Origin of the sequence: [Flexibacter] sp. ATCC 35208 (assembly GCF_001975825.1) — a bacterium.
In the GTDB taxonomy this organism is placed as follows: Bacteria; Bacteroidota; Bacteroidia; order Chitinophagales; family Chitinophagaceae; genus Chitinophaga.
In genome coordinates, this window is sequence record NZ_MTKN01000010.1 from 57,865 (window position 1) to 78,007 (window position 20,143).

The 20,143-nt window shown below is 41.5% G+C and carries 18 protein-coding genes and 2 tRNA genes; 16 read left to right on the forward strand and 4 right to left on the reverse strand.

The window, feature by feature from the left end; genetic code table 11:
• Window positions 1-183: 183 nt before the first annotated feature.
• Complete coding sequence (locus BW716_RS08640; protein ID WP_083722136.1) at window positions 184-1,722, reverse strand: alpha-N-arabinofuranosidase; 1,539 nt, start codon at window positions 1,720-1,722, stop codon at window positions 184-186.
• A 157-nt stretch (window positions 1,723-1,879) separates the two neighbouring features.
• Between BW716_RS08640 and BW716_RS08645 the strand changes: the two genes are divergently transcribed.
• From BW716_RS08645 to BW716_RS08655, 3 genes are all read left to right on the forward strand, one after another.
• Complete coding sequence (locus tag BW716_RS08645; RefSeq protein WP_083722137.1) at window positions 1,880-2,068, forward strand: SRPBCC domain-containing protein; 189 nt, start codon at window positions 1,880-1,882, stop codon at window positions 2,066-2,068.
• A 1-nt stretch (window position 2,069) separates the two neighbouring features.
• Window positions 2,070-2,756, forward strand: coding sequence for a helix-turn-helix transcriptional regulator (locus BW716_RS08650; protein WP_143708785.1), 687 nt, complete (start codon window positions 2,070-2,072; stop codon window positions 2,754-2,756).
• Between the two features lie 100 nt (window positions 2,757-2,856).
• Window positions 2,857-2,929, forward strand: a tRNA-Gly gene (locus tag BW716_RS08655).
• Between the two features lie 457 nt (window positions 2,930-3,386).
• Here BW716_RS08655 and BW716_RS08665 read toward each other — a convergent pair.
• The gene (locus tag BW716_RS08665) at window positions 3,387-4,415 is read right to left on the reverse strand and encodes a glycosyltransferase family 2 protein (protein ID WP_083722140.1); all 1,029 of its coding nucleotides are present in this window, start codon (window positions 4,413-4,415) and stop codon (window positions 3,387-3,389) included.
• A gap of 96 nt (window positions 4,416-4,511) precedes the next feature.
• On the opposite strand from BW716_RS08665, the gene BW716_RS08670 reads away from it, so the two are divergent.
• From BW716_RS08670 to BW716_RS08700, 7 genes are all read left to right on the forward strand, one after another.
• Entirely contained in the window at window positions 4,512-5,660 is a 1,149-nt protein-coding gene (locus BW716_RS08670; RefSeq protein WP_083722141.1) for a PAS domain-containing sensor histidine kinase, read from the forward strand.
• An 81-nt stretch (window positions 5,661-5,741) separates the two neighbouring features.
• A tRNA-Leu gene (locus BW716_RS08675) sits at window positions 5,742-5,825 on the forward strand.
• A 313-nt stretch (window positions 5,826-6,138) separates the two neighbouring features.
• Window positions 6,139-6,753 (forward strand): RNA polymerase sigma factor, encoded by a 615-nt coding sequence (locus BW716_RS08680; protein ID WP_083722142.1) that lies wholly within the window; start codon window positions 6,139-6,141, stop codon window positions 6,751-6,753.
• Complete coding sequence (locus tag BW716_RS08685) at window positions 6,750-7,199, forward strand: hypothetical protein (protein ID WP_083722143.1); 450 nt, start codon at window positions 6,750-6,752, stop codon at window positions 7,197-7,199. The genes BW716_RS08680 and BW716_RS08685 overlap by 4 nt, the downstream gene beginning before the upstream one ends.
• A gap of 64 nt (window positions 7,200-7,263) precedes the next feature.
• On the forward strand, window positions 7,264-7,686 hold the full coding sequence (locus BW716_RS08690) for a hypothetical protein (RefSeq protein ID WP_083722144.1): 423 nt from the start codon (window positions 7,264-7,266) through the stop codon (window positions 7,684-7,686).
• A gap of 46 nt (window positions 7,687-7,732) precedes the next feature.
• On the forward strand, window positions 7,733-8,122 hold the full coding sequence (locus BW716_RS08695; protein WP_143708786.1) for a hypothetical protein: 390 nt from the start codon (window positions 7,733-7,735) through the stop codon (window positions 8,120-8,122).
• A 28-nt stretch (window positions 8,123-8,150) separates the two neighbouring features.
• Window positions 8,151-10,601, forward strand: a complete 2,451-nt coding sequence (locus BW716_RS08700) for a TonB-dependent receptor (protein WP_083722146.1) — start codon at window positions 8,151-8,153, stop codon at window positions 10,599-10,601.
• Between the two features lie 475 nt (window positions 10,602-11,076).
• On the opposite strand, the gene BW716_RS08705 is transcribed toward BW716_RS08700, so the two are convergent.
• The gene (locus tag BW716_RS08705) at window positions 11,077-11,763 is read right to left on the reverse strand and encodes a LytTR family DNA-binding domain-containing protein (RefSeq protein WP_083722147.1); all 687 of its coding nucleotides are present in this window, start codon (window positions 11,761-11,763) and stop codon (window positions 11,077-11,079) included.
• Between the two features lie 44 nt (window positions 11,764-11,807).
• Window positions 11,808-14,888 carry a histidine kinase dimerization/phosphoacceptor domain -containing protein gene (locus tag BW716_RS08710; RefSeq protein ID WP_083722148.1) on the reverse strand — a complete coding sequence of 1,027 codons (3,081 nt, stop codon included), beginning with the start codon at window positions 14,886-14,888 and terminating at the stop codon, window positions 11,808-11,810.
• Window positions 14,889-15,156: 268 nt separating this feature from the next.
• On the opposite strand from BW716_RS08710, the gene BW716_RS08715 reads away from it, so the two are divergent.
• The 6 genes from BW716_RS08715 to BW716_RS08735 all read left to right on the forward strand — a co-directional run bounded on the left by BW716_RS08715 (window position 15,157) and on the right by BW716_RS08735 (window position 20,142).
• On the forward strand, window positions 15,157-15,738 hold the full coding sequence (locus tag BW716_RS08715) for a DUF4255 domain-containing protein (RefSeq protein WP_083722149.1): 582 nt from the start codon (window positions 15,157-15,159) through the stop codon (window positions 15,736-15,738).
• Window positions 15,738-16,508 carry a hypothetical protein gene (locus BW716_RS08720; RefSeq protein WP_083722150.1) on the forward strand — a complete coding sequence of 257 codons (771 nt, stop codon included), beginning with the start codon at window positions 15,738-15,740 and terminating at the stop codon, window positions 16,506-16,508. Before BW716_RS08715 ends, BW716_RS08720 begins: the two co-directional genes overlap by 1 nt.
• 26 nt (window positions 16,509-16,534) lie before the next feature.
• Entirely contained in the window at window positions 16,535-16,831 is a 297-nt protein-coding gene (locus tag BW716_RS37605) for a hypothetical protein (RefSeq protein ID WP_220388729.1), read from the forward strand.
• Between the two features lie 123 nt (window positions 16,832-16,954).
• The gene (locus BW716_RS08725) at window positions 16,955-17,911 is read left to right on the forward strand and encodes a phage tail sheath C-terminal domain-containing protein (RefSeq protein ID WP_220388730.1); all 957 of its coding nucleotides are present in this window, start codon (window positions 16,955-16,957) and stop codon (window positions 17,909-17,911) included.
• Between the two features lie 709 nt (window positions 17,912-18,620).
• Window positions 18,621-18,860 (forward strand): hypothetical protein, encoded by a 240-nt coding sequence (locus BW716_RS08730; RefSeq protein ID WP_083722151.1) that lies wholly within the window; start codon window positions 18,621-18,623, stop codon window positions 18,858-18,860.
• Window positions 18,861-18,945: 85 nt separating this feature from the next.
• On the forward strand, window positions 18,946-20,142 hold the full coding sequence (locus tag BW716_RS08735; RefSeq protein WP_143708787.1) for a DUF4221 family protein: 1,197 nt from the start codon (window positions 18,946-18,948) through the stop codon (window positions 20,140-20,142).
• Window position 20,143: the final 1 nt, after the last annotated feature.

A 20,143-nucleotide genomic window follows, 5' to 3' on the forward strand; every position in this document is an offset into this window, starting at 1 on the left:
GCTTGTTTTAAGGTTACTTATTACAAGGCGACTTATTTTAAGACGGCTTGTTTTAAGGTTACTTATTGCAAGACGACTTATTTTAAGGCGGCTTGTTTTAAGATTACTTATTGCAAGGCGACTTATTTTAAGACGGCTTGTTTTAAGGTTACTTATTACAAGGCGACTATTTTTAAGGTTCCCTTATTTTAAGGTGACTACTACGACAGAAGTAGCTGGCAGTTCTACGACCAGGTCATTCCCTTGTTTCTTCGCACCATTGAAAGTAGCGATCTTCACCTTGTCTGGCTTTTCGAAGGTATTGATGTCGGTATATTTACCAGAGGTCAGTACCTGACCGGTTGCGGTCTTCCATTGTACATCCTGCAGATTTGCTTTTACAGTGATCTTTTTGGATGGATCCAGGTTGACGAAAGAGATATGCACTGCTCCGGTAGAATCTTTGGATGCAGAGGCATTTACCGCAGGGATGCTTTCGTTGCCATTGGTATATAATGGGCTATTCAGCTGAATAGGCAGGTAAGCGGCGTCCATGTGTACCTGGAACAGGTCAAATACATAGTAAGTAGGAGTCAGCAGCATTTTTTCCTTGTCGGTCAGGATCAGGGCCTGTAATACGTTTACAGTCTGCGCCAGGTTGGCTAATCTTACACGGTCGCTGTGGTTGTTAAAGATATTGAGCGTAGAGGCTGCGATCAGGGCATCTCTGAGACTATTTTGCTGAAAGAGGAAACCGGGGTTTGTGCCTGGTTCCACATCTGTCCAGATACCCCATTCGTCAACAGCCAGGGCTACTCTCTTTTTAGGATCGTATTTATCCATGACAGCGGAGTGTTTGGTCACGAGCGTGTCCATGACCAGGCATTTCCGCATTGTGGTAAAGTACTCTTTTTCGTCGAAGCTGGTAGCAGAACCTTTGTGGCCCCAGTCGCCAGGCAGGGTGTAATAGTGTAATGACAGCCCCCACATCATGTGCAGCGGAATATCTCTCATACAAACCTCCGTCCAGTGGTAGTCAAAGTCGCTGGCACCGCTGGCCATTCTTTTCAGTTTTGCACCCGGATAGTCGCGGGCATAAGTAGCATAGCGACGGAACTGGCCGGCATAGAATTCGGGGGTCATGTTACCACCGCAACCCCAGCTTTCGTTGCCTACACCCCAGAAACCGACTTTCCAGGGGGCAGGGTGACCGTTTTCAGCACGGAGCTTGCTCATTGGGCTTACACCGTCGAAGTTGAAGTACTCTACCCATTTAGACATTTCTTCAACAGTACCGCTACCTACATTCGCAGAGATGTAAGGCTCTGTGTGCAGCAGTTCGCAGAGGTCCATGAATTCGTGGGTACCGAAGGAGTTGTCTTCAGTGACACCGCCCCAGTTGGTATTTACCATTTTAGGACGATCGGATCTTTTACCGATACCGTCACGCCAGTGGTATTCATCTGCAAAGCAGCCACCGGGCCAGCGGAGGTTCGGAATGTGGATCTTTTTGAGCGCCTCAACGACATCGAGGCGGATGCGGTCTTTTTTAGGTACGTTCAGTGAAGAGTCAACCCAGAAACCATCATAAATACAATGGCCGAGGTGCTCAGAAAAGTGACCATAGATGTGACGGCTGATCTGGTGATCGGATTTACCAGATACCGTGAGGCTCGCTGTGGTTTGTGCCTTTGTAACCTGCATGATCACCAAAAGCAACAGGAAAGTGAGATTCTTTTTCATATACAATTTTCATTAGCGTAATTGCGAAGACGTGGAACGATGGCTAAGATAGAAAAATTAATTGTCAATTATACAACAATATTTCACCTTTTTATATAAGTATTAATACTCCGTTTAATATAAATGTCAGGTTTTGGTTTGCGTTACATTTGCGGGTATGGAAAAGATTATTTCAAACACACTTACATTGGACGCCTCCCCCGAAAAGGTATGGACCCTACTCACGGAACCAGGTTATGTAAAACAATATATGTACAACAGTGATCTGGTGACTGACTGGCAGGTGGGTCAGCCTGTAATATTTAAAGGGGCATACGCTTATCAGGCAGGAAGGAACATGTTATGATGTGCAGGACCAGCAGCATAATATCATTTATGCGAATGGGTACATGAATACGTTTGAGAATAAATCGCTGGATGCGGAGAATCTAAGTATTGAATTTAGCAGGGAGGCATTTTTGCAATTGACGGAGGGTAGTAATGATACGATGAAGCGATTTGCAGACCGATTAATGGCCGGAGGACCGGTGGTGATGGGTATACAGTCATTGCCTACAAATGCGACGATACAGCGGGTCATACAGGATATTATACAGTGCAATTTCACGGGGCATTTGAAGAAGCTGTTTTTGTTGTCTAAAAGTATTGAGTTGCTGGTATTGCAGGCGGATGCGTGGCACCAGGCTTTTCAGTTTAGGGAGCGGCAGCAGTATAAGCGGGATGATGTGGAGCGGATTCATTATGCGCGGGAGTACCTGATCAATAATATTGAAATGCCGCCGAGTTTGTCGGAGTTGTCGAGGATAGTGGGGATCAATGAGTTTAAGTTGAAGAAGAAGTTTAAGGAGGAATTTAATACGACGGTATTTGGGTATTTGGCGGATTATCGTTTAGGCATGGCCAGGAGTTTTTTAGAGGAAGGGAATAAGTCGGTAGGAGATATTGCATATGAGCTGGGATACTCGTCCCCACAGCATTTCAGTGCGGCGTTCAGGAAGAAGTTTGGGGTGGCGCCGAGTGAGTTGAAGAAATAATTTTTAAAAATATTTGGAGGATTAAAAACAATTCGTACATTTGCAATCCCAATCGCAGCCATGGTGCTGCGAAAAAGGAAAAAAGCTCTTAAAAATACAAGCGGAAGTAGCTCATTTGGTAGAGCACGACCTTGCCAAGGTCGGGGTGGCCGGTTCGAGCCCGGTCTTCCGCTCAGAGATTAAAAGCCTGATAAGATAACTTATCAGGCTTTTTTGTTTTTAATGCATTCTATTAGCCGGCCGTAGACCGGGCTGCTCATAAAAAACCCGCATTCGCCTACGGCAAATGCGGGTTTTTATTTAAATAAAAAAGAGCCTTCCGGTATGGGACCGAAAGGCTCTTTCAATATGATAGAATCCTTATTTGTATTTAGGATTATAAAGCGTGTTTTCTGGAACATTTACCTCAGGCTTACCAGGATAACGGTGTTTGTACAATTGGTAGCAACCTCCCAGAACAAAAGACAAAAAGCAGAAAATGCTTACATAAAATAAAAATCTGGAAGACGACACCCAGTTATTGGTAAAGTCATTCTTGTTTTCAACAGTATTATTTTCCATATCTAATTATTTCGCATTGCAAACTTACATCATGTCAAATGAAAATCAAAGTAAATTTTTACAATTAATTTACTCTTTTTCCAAAGTTCTGAAAGTCTTCCTGTTCAGGAAATAATACCTCCAGATCATGATCCCATGAAACACTCCTGTCATACCCAGCAGCTTCTTCTGTGGCAGGGGATGTTTCTCTCCTGTATACTTCCTGCGCCAGCGGAGATAATCCACATAAGCTCTGTAAATGGCCGTCATATCTTTGGGTTTTCCTGCTACCAGGCTCTTCACCGCTGCCAGCACATCCAGAAAAAACCGCTGGAAGAGCACGATCCATCTATCATGCGGATGCAGGTTCTTCCACAACATCATCAGGTTATTCCTGAAATTCAGGTATACCTTCCTGGGATTTCCCTGTGGGAGGCTACCTCCACCTACGTGATATACAATAGATTGAGGACAATAGCAGATCCGGTACCCGGCCCGTTTCAATCGCCAGCATAAATCCACCTCTTCCATATGTGCAAAAAAATCCGCATCAAACCCTCCAACCTCATGATAACAGGAAGACCGGATAAACAATGCGGCACCCGTAGCCCAGAAAATATCCTGTTCGTCGTCGTACTGCCCTTCGTCCGTTTCGGTCGTATACAGGATACGTCCACGGCAAAAAGTATATCCCAAAATATCCATCCAGCCGCCCGCAGCACCTGCATACTCAAACTCCGGCTTATTATAATAAGCCCTCAGCTTCGGCTGACAGGCTGCAATATGATGGTCCCTTCTCATTAATGCGACTACAGGTTCGATCCAACCCGGCTCCACTTCCACATCCTGGTTCAGCAATACATAAATATCAGCATGCACATGTTGCAGGGCTTCGTTATATCCCCCGGCAAATCCATTATTAGTACTATTCTGAATAATTTTAACTGCCGGGAAATGCTCGCGTACAAATTTCACGCTATCATCCGTGGAAGCATTGTCTGCAACGTATAACTCCAGGTTCTCATAAGTTGACCTGCATACGGAAGGCAGAAAATCTTCCAGAAACTTACGTCCGTTCCAATTCAGGATGACAACTGCTACCGATGGTATTCCAGACAAAAGATACTGTATTATACGTGAGTAATATATTTAGCGTTGCAAATATGCGAAAAATACGTTAGTGTATAAGGGGTATTCCTTAAATTCGATCCTCATATGTTCAAACAGTTCATAGGCTGGAAATTCCTGCTGGTTACTGCGGCCGTACTCATCATAGTGGGTACGATCTGGTATGTAAGCAGCCTGGCACGCAAGATCGAAGATGAAGAAACCCGTAAGGTGGCTACATGGGTGGCGGCTAACAGAGAGTTGTTACAGGCTCCTGATGAGGCGAACCTAAACCTGGCTGCGGAAATCATTACCAACAATACGACTATTCCTGTGATCATCACTGACCGGGAAGGCCATATCATCGACTCCCGCAATCTCGACACGGTTCGTATGGCGCATGATCCGCAATATATTGAAGATGAACTGACTACATTCAGGAAGCAACACCGTCCATTTATTATGGAGATCGATACCCGGAGTAATCTTTATAACTACATTTATTATGGAGACTCCCTGATCCTCAAACAGGTTCGCTACTATCCATATATACAACTGATGGTGGTGGCGCTCTTTGTGAGTATCATGCTGATCGCCCTCTCCTCTTCTAACCGCGCCGTTCAGAACCTTGTATGGGTAGGGATGGCAAAAGAAACGGCACACCAGCTGGGTACTCCCCTCTCTTCTATAGAAGCGTGGATAGAATTGCTTAAGGAAACGGATGGGAATGAGCTGATGGCAACAGAGCTGACGAAAGATGTGAACCGCCTGAAACTAATCACTGAGCGATTTTCCAAGATCGGTAGTGTGCCGCAGCTGGAAGAGCGGGATGTGATCCACCAGGTGAGTAATATGATGCAGTATATTAAAAAGAGGGCGCCGCAAAAGGTGGTGTTTAATATGCATACGCAGGAAAATGAGATGCCGGCGATGATTTCGCCGTCGTTGTTTGACTGGGTGATAGAGAATTTGTTGAAGAATGCGCTGGATGCGATGGAGGGTAAGGGTAGTATTGATATATTTATTGAGAGTCACCCGGCGCATATTATTATTGATATTACGGATACCGGGAAGGGGATTCCGAAGGCTAATTTTGAAAAGGTGTTTAAGCCGGGATTTAGTACAAAGAAGCGTGGCTGGGGGTTGGGGTTGTCACTGGCTAAGCGGATAATAGATGAGTATCATAAGGGGAGATTGACGGTGAAATGGTCAGAAATTGGTAAGGGGACGACGTTTAGGATTTGGTTGAGGAAATAAAAATGGCGGGTTCTGCAGAAAAAGTTTCAATTAAATTTGTTGGTTTTAAAAAAGAATTTAAATTTGCACTCCTTCAAAGCTGCGGAGGTGGCGAAATTGGTAGACGCGCTACTTTGAGGTGGTAGTGCCTGAAAGGGCTTGGGAGTTCGAATCTCCTCTTCCGCACACAGGGCGAAAAATTACTTTAACAGTAATTTTTCGCCCTTTTTTTATTGGGGAAATTGTTGGCGTTTAGGTAGTTATAAAGTGGTGATTTTTCAATAAGTGTTCGATAACGGAAATGGGTAAATGAATGTGGTTGTTAGAAGGTGAATATGGCTATTATGCCTGCATCAAAATAAAGCCATCAAATCTTTGGATCAATAATCAGGCACTTTGCCAAAATACTGAAGCCATATAGCTGCGATACATAAAATTTTATTGTATCTTTTTTGCAAATAACTGCAACAAAATCTAAGTTAACCGGTCTTATTCGACAATGAGCTATTCCGCGGAACATAATTTTACTGACCAATTCCTTGTCGAACAGGTGCTTAAGGGCGACCAGCAGGCATTTACACGGATTATCCGGCAAACTGAAAAACTGGTAGCCCAGATAGTATTTAAAATGATTCCCTCCCCTGCCGACCGGAAGGATATAGTACAGGATGTCTATCTGAAAGTCTATTCCAATCTTCCCGGGTTCCGTTTAAACGCCAAGCTTTCCACCTGGATAGGGCAGATAACATATAACACCTGCCTGCATTATATCGAGAAAAAGAAATTGGTGTATTTGCCCTCTTACTTTGAAGAGGATGATGCAGAAGATCACCATGACCGTATCAGTTATAAACAGGGAAACATCGCGCAGAATGAGGTGGAAAAGGAATTACAGGCCAAAGATCTCACCGCTATTCTCAGCTCAGCTATCAAAATTCTTCAACCACCTATTTACCAGACGCTGATCACATTGTACCACCAGGAAGAAATGAGTTACGGAGAAATCGCTGAGATCACGTCGCTCCCGGAAGGCACCGTAAAAAATTATCTGTTCAGGGCCAGAAAGTCGCTTAAACAACAATTGCTGACGGCCTATAAAAAAGAAGAAATATGAAGCAGGTACATCTTTCAGAGAATGAAGTACAGCAATTGGCTATGAAATTGCAACAGGCTGATCCACTGCAGGCACAGCACCTTCGGGAATGTGCTGCATGTAAGACGGCAATAGCCAGTTACCAGGCAATATTCAATTCACTAAAAGTAATGGAAGGGCCCACATTCGATTTTGACGTGGAGCAATTGGTAATGCCCCAACTACCTCTGCCGCAAAAGGCTGTTTCCAACAGTAAATGGTCTATCATACCTACCATTGGAATAGCTGTGGCCGTTTTTTGTATTCCTATCTTTATAATGAGCAGGTTCCTTTCTAATCTTGCAAAGGGCATTCCCGAGTACACCTTATATATTATTATAGTGACAGCCCTGGTTATTGCGGGCTTCCTGGGCAGGGAAATGGTGACCTCTTACAGGGAAAAAATTCGCCTGTTAAATTTTTATTGAAAAAGATGCAACATTCATTTGTTTGACCGGTCATATACGGTATAAACAATAAAACAGAAAAAAAATGAAAAAGATCATCACTACTATAATGCTTGTTGCACCTGTATCAGTATTTGCACAATCACCGCTTTTTCCCGCGAACAGCGAAATCACCACTGAACTGCTCAGGAGTACAGTGGCCACCATAGTCCTTTTTATAGCATCTTCCTTTATTCTTTCATTGCTCAGAATATTGCTGAATAATCAGCTAAAGAAAAAGATGCTGCAAAAAGGAGTTTCAGAAGAGGTTATTGCCAATATGCTTCCACGTAAAAGTGAGCAGATTGCAGCAATTAAATGGTTTGCCATTCTTACTGCCATTGCTTTAGGATTAACAATTATCACCTTTTTCCCTCCGATCGGCATTCACTCTGTAATTATAATGGCTGTATGTGTAGCATTGGGCTTTTTAGGTTATTACTTCTGGGTGAAAAAGATTGAAAAATAAAGCATGACTGGTTACCCTCTCATTCCTCACATTAATGCTTACATGTATGAAAACAGCATATATTCTATTTTCGGTTAGCGTGGTATTAGTTATCATTTCAATAAGTTTGTTCCTTAGTAATAATACGACCAGTCATAAAACGGCAGTTTCTTACGCTGAGACACCTACTGCTTATGTGTTTCGCGCATCCTACAATGCCAGTCAGGCTGAGTTGGTAGAAAAGTACATAGATAGCTGTTTTTCCCCGGTTGTAATTTTCGGCACCACTCATAAAGTAAAGAAAGAAGTGGTGACTGCTGACAATACCCGCTTTGATATCAAAGCATCCCAGGGAAACTTTTATGTAAAAGCAGATAAAAAATTAAATAGTCAGGCCGCTTTAGATAAGCTCATTAATACCTGCATGGGCTTGAAAAGTGTGATTAAACCCATATAACCATTACATAATCCATAAACATTCTTAGATGAAACCCTTGATAACCCTCATGGCTGTAAGTGTCATGCTCCTCTCTCTGTCCACAAAAGCCCAGCTGCCTGTCAGCAAGATTGTTGGAAAGATCGTACAGGCTGACCAGCAGCCTGTCAACGCAGCCACCATATCATTATTGGTAGCAGGCAATACACAACCAGTCAAATTTGAGGTATCTGCTACTGACGGATCTTTTTCATTTGAAGATATCCGGCCCGGCATCTACACGATAGTAGCAACGGCGTTAGGACTCGTCAAATATGAAAGTGCTCCTTTTACAATCGACCCATCCAACAACCAGACTACATTGCCGGTCTTTATAATGAGTAAAGCAGATATTGAGCTGAAAGAAGTAGCCGTAACAGCCAAGAAGAGTTTTATTGAACAAAAAATAGACAGAACCGTCGTAAATGTGGATGCCATGATTTCCAATGCCGGTACGACCGCGCTGGAAGTACTGGAAAAAGCACCAGGCGTGCGCGTAGATCCTAACGGTACAATCAGCCTGAAAGGACAACAGGGGGTTACCATTTTTATTGATGACAAACCCTCCTATCTTTCAGGTGCTGATCTGCAGAATTATTTACGCTCACTTCCTTCCTCCACACTGGCACAGGTGGAAATCATGACCAATCCACCTGCCAAATATGATGCAGCAGGTAATGGAGGTATTATCAATATTAAAACTGTAAAAAAGAAGATCCAGGGTTTTAATATGGGTATTAACTTAAGCCCAAGATTTTCAAAATACATCAGCGTGAATAATAGTCTTGACTTTAACTACCGCCACAATAAATTCAACTTCTTTGGCAACTTTGCATACGGTACACGAAATAACTATAATGATATCAGCATCACCAGGAAATATAAAAATGAGGATGGCAGTCTGAAAGATATCTTTACACAGGACTCCTACATCCGCCGGAAAGGATATGGTGTAAAGGCAACTGTTGGTGCAGATTTCTATGCTTCTGAGAACACCACCCTGGGCATCACCCTTGACAATATGATACGTTATCCAAAGAATACCAATACTAGCACCGGGCAAATATATGATAGCAAAATGATACTGGATTCTTCAGTCGTTTCGATCAACAATGAAGATGGTAAATTCAAAAGCCATGGTGTCAATTTCAATATCAAACATGATTTCTATAAGAATGGTCCATCTATTCTTGCCAATTTCGACTACCTGACATACGATATCAACAACGACCAGGTATTCTCTAACAAAAGCTATTCTCCTGAAGGAGTATTCAAATCGGAAGACAAACTGGATGGTAATTTGCCAACTGATATTAAAATTTATTCTGGAAAGGTAGATTATAGCCAGACGTTCAAAGGTGACTGGAAATTTGAAGCAGGTGCGAAGAGCAGCTATACCAATACCTCCAACATCGCTAATTATTTCAATACTATTGGAGGCATCACTTCACCGGATTATGAAAAAACAAACAATTTTAGTTATAAGGAAAATATCAATGCAGGCTATGTCAACTTGAATAAGGATTTCAACAGGTTGAGTGTACAGTTGGGATTACGTCTCGAAACAACTTCTTCTAAAGGACATCAGCTTGGGAATGTAGAGAAGCCTGATTCGGCCTTTGACCGTAATTATACGAACATCTTCCCTACGGTATTCCTGATGTATAGCCTGGATTCATTAAGCGATCATCAGCTTAAATTTAACTTTGGTCGCAGGATTGACAGGCCTTATTACCAGGACCTCAATCCCTTTATATCTCCTTTGGATAAGTTTTCCTACTACACAGGAAATCCTTATTTGCAACCATCCCTTTCGACAAAGGTAGAACTAGGCTATATCTTCAAAAACAAACTGACTGCTACAGCAAGTTATACAAACACGAAAGACCAGGTGTTTGAAACGATTGAGATCATTGACAATACCTACTATAGCAGACCTGGAAATATTGGAAAAACAAAACTCTATGCACTTGACCTGGGTGCAGGTCTGGACCCTACCCCCTGGTTTACTTTCCAAATCAATGCACAGTTAAACTATTTTCATTCTAAAGGTAATTTCTATACAGGCTTACTGGATACCAAAAGTACTTACCTGTATACGCAGGGGATGGCACAGTTTAAATTGAAGAAGAATTGGATTATTCAGCTAGATGGTTATTATCAGACCAAAATGACAAACGTACAATTTGAGCTGGCAGCCAGGGGCAGATTGAATGCAGCTGTAGCGAAAGTATTATCGCCAAAGGCAACGCTCAAATTCAGTGTATCGGATATCCTGTTTACCAATATCAGCAAAGGTACAATCACCAACCTTCAGCTGACAGATGCGTACTTTAAAACGCTTTCTGATTCAAGAGCAGCTATCTTTACGTTAAGCCTTCGTTTTGGAAAGGCGGTAAAGGGTCAACGTAAACATAATAGCACAGGAGCTGATACTGAATCAAACAGGGTAAAGAACTAATCATTATTTTTTTCATCATGGAAATACAAAAGGGTAGCTTCCATTCCTGGAGATTACCCTGTTTTTATTTCAACAGATAACTACTATCGCTGTCTAAAAGTAATATAACAGGTCTAACTCATTTGGCAATCGTCTATTAATTAAAAAATCTTTTGGGGGAGAGCAAATGATCTTTGTTCTTCACACAGCCTTTAATTACATGGATGTTGCTTAAAAAATGTCGAAAAAGTCAAAATTATTTGCATTCAGCTCCACATTGCTTTCATTTTCTCCATTTACAATTCTTATCAAATTCAATAATGGGATCAAATGTTCGATAGAGTTTACATTGTTTTTAAGGGTTTCGGCAATGGCAGCAACATGGACCTGAGGTGGAAGTGTATTTGAAATTTTTCAACATTCACCGGACGATAACAGGAATAGGATAGCAACCCAAACATCGCTCAGGGCAACCGAGAACTACCTGCCTCCTGTGCTAATAACTTTCCCCTATAAAATCCTTCCGCCTATTCCTCGATACCGGAATGACATTGCCATTTACTATGACATGACGGGTAGTGGTTTTCTCAATTTTATCCAGATTGACTATATACGATCGGTGGGTTTGTGCAAACTTGTCCGCTGGTAATTTCTGTAAACACCAATGTAATGTTTCCCGGATACTATATCTTTTATCTGCTGTAACTATTATGACATAATTTCCCATCCCCTCGAAGTATATTATTTCACTGCTCAACAAGCGCACAGTGGTATATCCATCTCTGAAAACAAAGTGTCTGTTATTTTTTTCATGACGCTCCTTTATTATGATCGATACAGCAGCATAGACATCCATATTTTTAAAGGGCTTTGTAATGTAAGCCGCCGGCTTTGTATTCAAAGCAGCAGTGACCGTTTCCTTATCTGAATAGGCTGTGATAAAAATCACCGGGATCTGGTACAAATAGCCTATCTCTTCTGCCATTGAGATACCGGTCTTGTCACTAGCCATTTTTATATCCAATAGGATAATATCCGGTTTGAACATGGCGATCATTTCCATGGCCTGCTGTCTTTCATGTGCCATTTTTACCTGGTCCATGTCGAATGAGATTAATATATCTTTCAGGTATTCTGCGATCAATACCTCGTCATCTACAATAAGAATCTTAAAAGGCGTCATAGGTTAATTTAAGCCGGGTTAAAAAAATGATGTATTGGCAGTCTTTAGCCGGCTACCGACTGAAAGGTAAATTCAAATACACAACCGCCCTCGTTCCTGATGCTATACTTTCCTCTTAACTGCCTCGAAAAAATATCTACTAACCGCATACCCAATCCCTCATTCTTTTTATTTTCATCAAAACCAGTTCCATTATCCTTTATCGAATATACTATTTTTCCAACTGTGGCCTTTCGAACCAGGTGAAGGGTTATTAACGGTTTATCGGTTTGATAGAATGCATGTTTTATACTGTTGCTCAACAATTCTGTGGTGATCATGCCCAGCGCAAGACAACTATTGACATCTAAATTTACATTGTCAATGCTCATTTCAAATTGAATAGGATGACGCTGGTCATCAATTAAATGTTGAAGCTTTTCCACGAGCTCTGTAATATACATTTTTATTGATATTGATTCCAGGTGATCCCTGTTATACATCATTTCATGTACCAGTGTCATTGCATTAATCCTGCGATTTATATCCATCAGCACCCGTTGATCATTTTCATTTTTGGCGGCATTGATCTGCATGGCTATCATCGCCTGGATAAACTGCAGGTTATTTTTAACACGGTGATGAATTTCCTGTAACATCGCTTTTTGTTCATTCAGCGCAACCTTCAACTCTCCGGTCTTTTCGTTAACAATCTTTTCAAGGTGCTCATTTTTCGTTTTTAGCAGGCGTAGTCTGATTTTAAATATTAAAATAATTACCAGCACCACACAAATTAACGACGTGGCTATGAACCAACCCGTTTTATAAAATGCCGGGATAATCTGCAAATTTACAACTATCTGCTGCTCACTCCACTGCCCATCAGGCAACTGCGCTTTTAAGCGCAGCTTATATCTGCCAGGGGGAAGGTTGCTCACGCGGATATGGTCTTCAGCAGTATAAATCCAGTCCTTATCAAAATCTTCCACCTTATAAGCATACCTATGCTCCCGGCTGTCATAATCCAATAAGATATAGGATAAGTTACATGAATTACCCGACTCCTGCATCCGGACAGTTTCTCCTGCAATTACAGCTGATGTCACGTCTTTTAATCCACCTTTCCTGTTATCATAGCTTTGAAAATCCAATAATACAAAGGGGTAAGTTTTTAATACCTTTTTATTCGCCAGATCTGCCGGGTTAAATGAAGTGATCCCATTGGCTCCTCCAAAATATAAAACACCCTTTTGATCTTTAAAAGAGGAGGACCGGTTAAACTCATTGTCTGCTATACCATCCTCCATAGTATAATTGGTGATGACACCCGTTTCCTTGTTTAACCGGGCCAGTCCATAATCTGTACCCAGCCATAGGTTATTATAATTATCTTCCTGGATTGTATAGATAATGGTGCTCAACAATCCGCTGGTAACCCCGAATTGCTGAAAGGTGTGATGCTCCCTGTCCCATCTGTATAACCCTTCAAGGTTGCTGACAATCCAATATATTCCCTGTTTATCTTCATATACGTCATATATAGATCTGCAAGGTAATTGCCGGTTTTTATCCGGAGCTGAATTGTTATAACAGTCTATCACATCTCCATTCTCTGACAATACAAATAAACCATTTTCGGCTACTGCCATTAACTCCTGGCTGGAGTTCCGGAAGATCTTGTAGATAAACCTCGGCTGTACCTCGTAGTTCTTGGCCACTCTTGTCAATTCACCGGTAGCTATATTATAAATAGCCAGTCCTGCTGTCGCCCCCAGCAACAATTTTTGATCACTTATAGGGAACATCGACCAGATCTCTGACATGCCTATTCTATGCATGAAATATATCTGGCGTTTTTTAATATCATACTTCCTTAAACTCCATCCGCTTAACCAAAGGTTATTATCCATCTTTACAATAGCGAAATTCTGTTCTCCTGTCAGTAGTTGCGTATCCCCTTTATTGTATATTATCACCGGGGCATCAAACAAACTCACCGCGAACAGGCTATCGTCTGCATATATACCTCTTGCTGAATTATTAAAGGCAAAACAAGGGGAAGCCCTGGTAAAATGGCATTCAAATATCCTTCTCTTTATCTCCACTTTATACAACCCGGTACTCGTACATAACCAATATGCCCCCTGCCGGTCAGTAAAGTAAGAGGAAACATGTATGTTTTCCTCTTTCCGGAACAACGTAATAAACCCGGTACCTGCACTATACAATACCACGCTATTGTCGGCCTGCTCTATTACGGCGGCATCCAGGTTGCTATCCGGATAAATGCAGTACCAGCTGTAAAATTTGATGGTACACCACCTCGATACCAATCTCTTTTTAAATTCACCTGCCTGACGGCCTGCTGAATCTATTGGCCACAGCTTACCGCCATAATCCAGGAATAAAAAATCATGTGATGCCGCCCAGGGCAAACGATATTGTATGATATATCCTTTACCTGGAATATGCAGACTAAGATTATCCAGATAGAACCTTATCAGGGTACTGTCCTCGCGCAATACAATACTCCTGTTTAAGTGGCTGTCGGCCTTGTGGGCCATTTCCTGGTCAATATGCTCAGCTGAGTTCCAACCTTTGAAAAGTCCTTTTCCCACGATCGCCTTTTTCTGAAAACCGGCTTTATGCGTATAAGTATAATTATATGACAGGCTTGGTGTAAAAAATTCCACTGGCCTTCCTGCTTCAGTTGAAATATTCCGAATGTCAGATTCGTGAAATGGCAAATGAGGGTAATAGCGATCAATCGGTTTTACACTTAGTGTCTTAATATCTATCACATCGAGGACCGTATCTGGTAAAATGGATGATCCCGGCCTTATGTAAGCGATAATAATCCCAGTACTGTCATCGGGTATTAAAGATAAAATAGCAGTTCCCCTGAGACCATTATTTTGGGTTGTAAAAAAAATAAAGTGATGCCCGTCGTAACGACACAGGCCACTCCGGGTGCCCAGCCATATAAAACCATACTTATCCTGCACGCCACAAAATAAATTCCGGTCAGGCAGACCATCCGTTTGGGTGATCAACCTTTTGTTAACAATGAATGCAGAATCCTGTGCATGTAACTGACTAACCGTAAATATAAATATTAAGAGAAGAACCAGTCGGCATATAATCATTGGGACTTCTATTATTTTTGGACAAATAAGCGCCTGGAAAATTAACAAATTAATTAATATTTCCGCACAGTTAACCAGGAATACTTCAGTTACCAATATTAAGGTGTTACCATCTGCTGTATAATTTGCCTCGGACCATTAGTAATATTTACCATTTACATACAAAACCTGGTCATTCACCCCCCATTTTATGCATATCATCCGACTACTAATTAATTTGCCCCTATGTTTCCATTTTCTATAAAATATCCAGTGATAACCATTACTAATGATACATACCGTATTGAATGTTCTCAAGTCGAAACTCAACGAATTCTTTAATATTAAAACAGGTGACGATGGTATGCTCGTCAAATTCATTGAAAGCGGTACCAGCGATCGTATCTCATTTTCTACCAATGCCGTTACACCATTTCTTATCAATATATCTGAAGACCGCACTTTCAGACAACCTGACCAGTATGCAGGCGTATGGCAGAACGGGATCAAAACCCAGCTGAATCCCGAGGTGAGAATTGAATTGCTGGTACTTTTCGTATCCAACTTTTCAGAATATTTTCAGGCGCTCAGTTCTATTTCTTATGTGATCAGGTTTTTTCAGGCTAACCGGGCTTTTGATCAACATAACGCCCCCGGGCTTTCCGACGAGAATATTGAACGCATGACAGTGGAACTGGTATCACTCCAACTGGCAGAACAGAACCAGGTTTGGCATTCCCTGCATGCCTCCTATTTGCCATCTGTATTATATAAGGTCAGGGTGCTTACTTTCCTGGACAATGAGAGCATTGCTTTCAAGAGCACACAGCCCGTATCCAATGTTATTTTGATCAATGAAAAACCGATGTGATGATGTACCGAAAATTATTCAGTATCGAAATCATTCACGCCTACTATTCCAGTGATGAATGGATGGATGTCACGATCATTCCTGACAGACTTACGCTCCAATTTTTTAATAACTCCCCCTTTTGTATAAGAACCCTGAAAAACGGCGTCGGTATTTTTGTAAATGCCGACGCTCCTTCTGCTACGCTTGCCATTCCGGATAAACTGACCTTTGAAGTATTTCCGACGGCCGCTATTTTCAACCAATTCCGGGACTTTAGCGAACTACAGGATAATGAATGCCTGCTCTTCCGCAACCAGACTTCATCAGGGGATACTCAACTGATGCCTGCGGCTACGCCGGCACCTGACAGGTACCTGAATGGATTCCAGGTGGCGGCACTGATTGATATTTACCCAGGTGCCGCGATGAATGATCTAAGAACTGACCTCCATTACACGGCAACTTTTAAAGTGCAATCCGCAATATGGAAATATTACCTTATTACCAATTCTGATGCAAAGGATATGTGGATTGAAGATACAGCGCTCACGCCCCTGCTGTTTAACCAGGTGGGTACCTCAGTGCTATTGACAGATCCTGTTATTACAGGATTACAATCCCAATTCCCGGATACAACACTATTAACATTTGCATCTGATACCGTCGTGCCTTTCCAGAGAAAAGGCAGGAAAAATATTCAACTCATCAGGAAGGGCTACATATTAATAGCGGACCTGCCTAATCCTACAGATCCTATACAGCCCTTTAATATTCTCAGGATCTTCTAACAGACAATTAATCTCAACATATCACTATGACCAATTACCAAACACCCGACGTTTATACTGAGGAAGTTGCAACCATGCCACCGTCAGTTGCAGGTGTATCCACTGCTATCCCTGTTTTTATAGATTACACCGAAAAAGCGGTCTGGAATGGAAAAAATATTTATAATACCGCCGTTCCTATTGCTACTTTAATGGAATTTAAGGAGTATTTTGGCGGTGCGGATACCACTTCTTTTACCGTAAGCTTACTACCGGATGAGTCTATCCAGGATATTACTGTAACAGCCCCGAGGAACACCCTGTATTATTCTATGGACCTCTAATTCAAAAATGGAGGTGGTGCCTGTTATGTTATTTCCATTGGCAGTTTTCCGGAAAGTTATTCCAAAGAAGCTTTTGTTAAAGGCCTGGAAATAGCCGGTAAAGAAGACGAACCTACCCTGCTCATGTTGGGAGAATCCATCCACCTGGATCCGGAAGATTATTATGAAGTGTGCCAACTGGCCCTGGCTCAATGTGCTGAATTGAAGGACGGGTTCTGCATTTTTGACCTGGAGAGGGGAGATAATAAGGCTGAAAATTTCAGGGAGGGTATCGGTATCAATAATTTAAAATATGGTGCGGCCTATACACCTCACCTGCAAACATCCCTCAATTTTATATACAAGGATACAGATGTAGCGATCACGGGTTTAACTGCCGGAGAGAGTCTGACTTACGATATTAATGGTATACTTACCACTGCAACCACGCTTGAAAGCATAAAAAACACCCGTTCTGCACTCTATAGCCAGATTGTAAGTGAGCTTGCAAAACAACGGATCGTATTACCTCCAGGTGCAGCTGTAGCTGGTGCCTATTGTACGACTGACAGAGATCGTGGCGTATGGAAAGCTCCGGCCAACCTCAGCCTGAATGCTGTAATTGGTCCTGTTGAAAAAATCACTGCCGCAGAACAGGGAAAACTGAATATTGACACCAACACCGGCAAATCTGTCAACGCTATCCGAAGCTTTACTGGTGCAGGTACGCTTATATGGGGCGCGCGCACACTGGCAGGAAATGATAATAACTGGAGATATGTATCCGTACGCCGCCTCTTTAACATGATCGAAGAGTCTATTAAAAAAGCAACTTATTTCGCCGTATTTGAGCCCAACGATGCCTCCACCTGGCTGAAAGTAAAGGCGATGATCGACAGTTACCTGTATAGCATCTGGCAACAGGGTGCGCTGGCAGGATCTACGGCGGAACAGGCTTATTTCATCAATATTGGCCTTGGTAAGACCATGACCTCACAGGACATCCTCGAAGGAAAAATGATCGTTGAAATTGGTGTTGCAGCTGCAAGGCCAGCCGAATTTATTATCCTGCGTTTCTCTCACATGCTGCAGGAATCATAATTCCTTCCTCTCCATCTGATTATTACTTCACTTGTATAAATATTACTGCTATGGCATTTACCAAAGTGGCAGTATTATAATTTTCGGATAGGCCTACACTTAACAGGACAATGGCTCCTTTAACAGTATCAGCAGGAGTGCGTGCCACATAGAAATTCTACACGCTATCCCTGGCATTCTATAATTGTATACTTGTTCGTAGGCGGATAGGTGTGGGAGTAATAAGATATAAAATAAGACGGTTCTTTTACAGGCCGTACTATAAGATAGATAATCTCATTCATAATTGCTGTGGTATTGTGACAGCAATAATTGTTAGAAATAACTTTATTACTTGTTTTACTAACAATTATTATCTATATTTATTAAGATTTTTAAGTGATATAATAATTCACCCTCTTTCAAAGATATATTGTGAACCCATAATCCCATTCTAATTTGTGCTAAAGGTAAGTAGCGTTCCACGGAAACAAGGAGACCCTCTATTAGCCTCCCCTGTTATTGTTTCATTCAAGTAATAAAGAAGTTAATATTTCTTTAACCTAAAACTGTTGCCTATGGTACAATAGAAAGAGTAAGGAGGTCATTATTTTAATGATTATGTGCATCTGCCTTGAAGCACACGAGATATTATTTGCGATAATATTCCTCCCAAAGAATATCGCAACAAAGTAAAAAAACCTACTATTCATTTAAAAATGTTACCCACATGAAAAAAAAGATCTATGGTGCTCTTGGCGTAGCAGCACTGGCTATTGCAGTATTCTTTACTACCAAAACATCCAGCTCTGCATCTGACATCTCCTTGTCAAACCTGTTTAAGATCAATGCTGCAAATGCAGAATGCTGCAGCACTCCTATTAACAACGGACGTTGTTCATTCACAGGCAATTGCTTTGGTAACCCTGGTGGTCCAGTTGATTGTGATACCACAAAAGGCAGCTGCTAATTTTATTTAGATAAAAAGGCTATCTGTCCGGTAATTGCTGGCGGATAGCCATCCCGGTCACCTTCAACCTTCAAGTAAAAATGCTATGCGTAGGAAAATACCTATCATTTATATCGTCGTGTCCAGTATTTTCATATCCTGTCAATCAGGTCCTGAAATAACCATTAAAAATGAAAAAAAAGGCCACCTGAAAGCTACCAAACGCCTGGAAATAACTGAAGAGAAACAATTCCCATTAGATAGCCTTTCTGCCCCACGCCCTCCATATATTGAATTGTTCAGCGACAGTAGTGGAGACAGCCGGCTTGCTATGCTCAGCGGATTTTCAAAGAATATTTTAATTTACAATTACGACTCTTCCAATAGCCCCATCCATAAAATTCCTATTGGGAATGTACAGATCCCGCTTGCATTTCACATCAAAAATATGGACTCCATTTATGTGTATAATGACCAATTCCTCGAAATGGACCTGCTGAATAACAAGTCTGAGATCGTATCAAAAATTTCATTGGTGAATAATACCAATTTAAAAGATCTCGGGTGGACCTTTAAGTATCCTCAGTATATGCCTCACTCTGTGAATAAAATGATTGAACATGAAGGCAAGCTCATATTTCCCGGACAATACATCTGGACAATTCCTGACGCAATCGTGAAAAACTTTAAGTTCTCCACCGCTATTGATATGAACAGCAATCAGGTAAGTTTTTTGAACACATACCCCTATGATATATATGGTCATGGATATGTGTGGGATGAGCCAATATATACAAACGTATACTATCATATGACTCCTGATAATAAAAAGATGATATGTAGTTTCCCTGTGTCACATGACCTATTCATTTATGACATGGAATCAAATAAGGAGCAGGTTGTGTATGGTGGCAGCAATGGGGCAGAAAATATCAGCTCTATGGACCCTGCGAAATTCAAATCCAAAACAGTAGCTCCCAAGGAATATATCTACCAGCAATCCTGCAAATCTGACCTATACGCGGGCATATTATATGATAAGTACAGGAAAGTGTATTACCGTTTTTTAAGAAAAGGTATTCCTGAAGGAGCCCGGTTCAAATGGGAAAATAAAAAAGTAAATGTGATCGTCATGGATGAAAACTTCAATTACCTGGGTGAAACTGAGATCGGTGATATGAATGAATTCTATCCGGACAATTCCTTTGTAACAAAGGAAGGGTTGAATATTGAATATGTAGATCCTAATGACGTAAAAGAAGAATTCCTGCGGTTCAAAATTTTCGCTCTAAAGAATATTTAAA

What these genes read in the sequence shown, in the direction of transcription:
- BW716_RS08700 (WP_083722146.1), top strand. Translation starts at nt 8,151, where the DNA reads ATGAAACCCTTGATAACCCTCATGGCTGTAAGTGTCATGCTCCTCTCT.
- BW716_RS08720 (WP_083722150.1), top strand. Translation starts at nt 15,738, where the DNA reads ATGATGTACCGAAAATTATTCAGTATCGAAATCATTCACGCCTACTAT.
- BW716_RS08695 (WP_143708786.1), top strand. Translation starts at nt 7,733, where the DNA reads ATGAAAACAGCATATATTCTATTTTCGGTTAGCGTGGTATTAGTTATC.
- BW716_RS08670 (WP_083722141.1), top strand. Translation starts at nt 4,512, where the DNA reads ATGTTCAAACAGTTCATAGGCTGGAAATTCCTGCTGGTTACTGCGGCC.
- BW716_RS08640 (WP_083722136.1), bottom strand. Translation starts at nt 1,722, where the DNA reads ATGAAAAAGAATCTCACTTTCCTGTTGCTTTTGGTGATCATGCAGGTT.
- BW716_RS08690 (WP_083722144.1), top strand. Translation starts at nt 7,264, where the DNA reads ATGAAAAAGATCATCACTACTATAATGCTTGTTGCACCTGTATCAGTA.
- BW716_RS37605 (WP_220388729.1), top strand. Translation starts at nt 16,535, where the DNA reads ATGACCAATTACCAAACACCCGACGTTTATACTGAGGAAGTTGCAACC.
- BW716_RS08730 (WP_083722151.1), top strand. Translation starts at nt 18,621, where the DNA reads ATGAAAAAAAAGATCTATGGTGCTCTTGGCGTAGCAGCACTGGCTATT.
- BW716_RS08685 (WP_083722143.1), top strand. Translation starts at nt 6,750, where the DNA reads ATGAAGCAGGTACATCTTTCAGAGAATGAAGTACAGCAATTGGCTATG.
- BW716_RS08715 (WP_083722149.1), top strand. Translation starts at nt 15,157, where the DNA reads ATGATACATACCGTATTGAATGTTCTCAAGTCGAAACTCAACGAATTC.
- BW716_RS08645 (WP_083722137.1), top strand. Translation starts at nt 1,880, where the DNA reads ATGGAAAAGATTATTTCAAACACACTTACATTGGACGCCTCCCCCGAA.
- BW716_RS08710 (WP_083722148.1), bottom strand. Translation starts at nt 14,888, where the DNA reads ATGATTATATGCCGACTGGTTCTTCTCTTAATATTTATATTTACGGTT.
- BW716_RS08705 (WP_083722147.1), bottom strand. Translation starts at nt 11,763, where the DNA reads ATGACGCCTTTTAAGATTCTTATTGTAGATGACGAGGTATTGATCGCA.
- BW716_RS08680 (WP_083722142.1), top strand. Translation starts at nt 6,139, where the DNA reads ATGAGCTATTCCGCGGAACATAATTTTACTGACCAATTCCTTGTCGAA.
- BW716_RS08725 (WP_220388730.1), top strand. Translation starts at nt 16,955, where the DNA reads ATGTTGGGAGAATCCATCCACCTGGATCCGGAAGATTATTATGAAGTG.
- BW716_RS08735 (WP_143708787.1), top strand. Translation starts at nt 18,946, where the DNA reads ATGCGTAGGAAAATACCTATCATTTATATCGTCGTGTCCAGTATTTTC.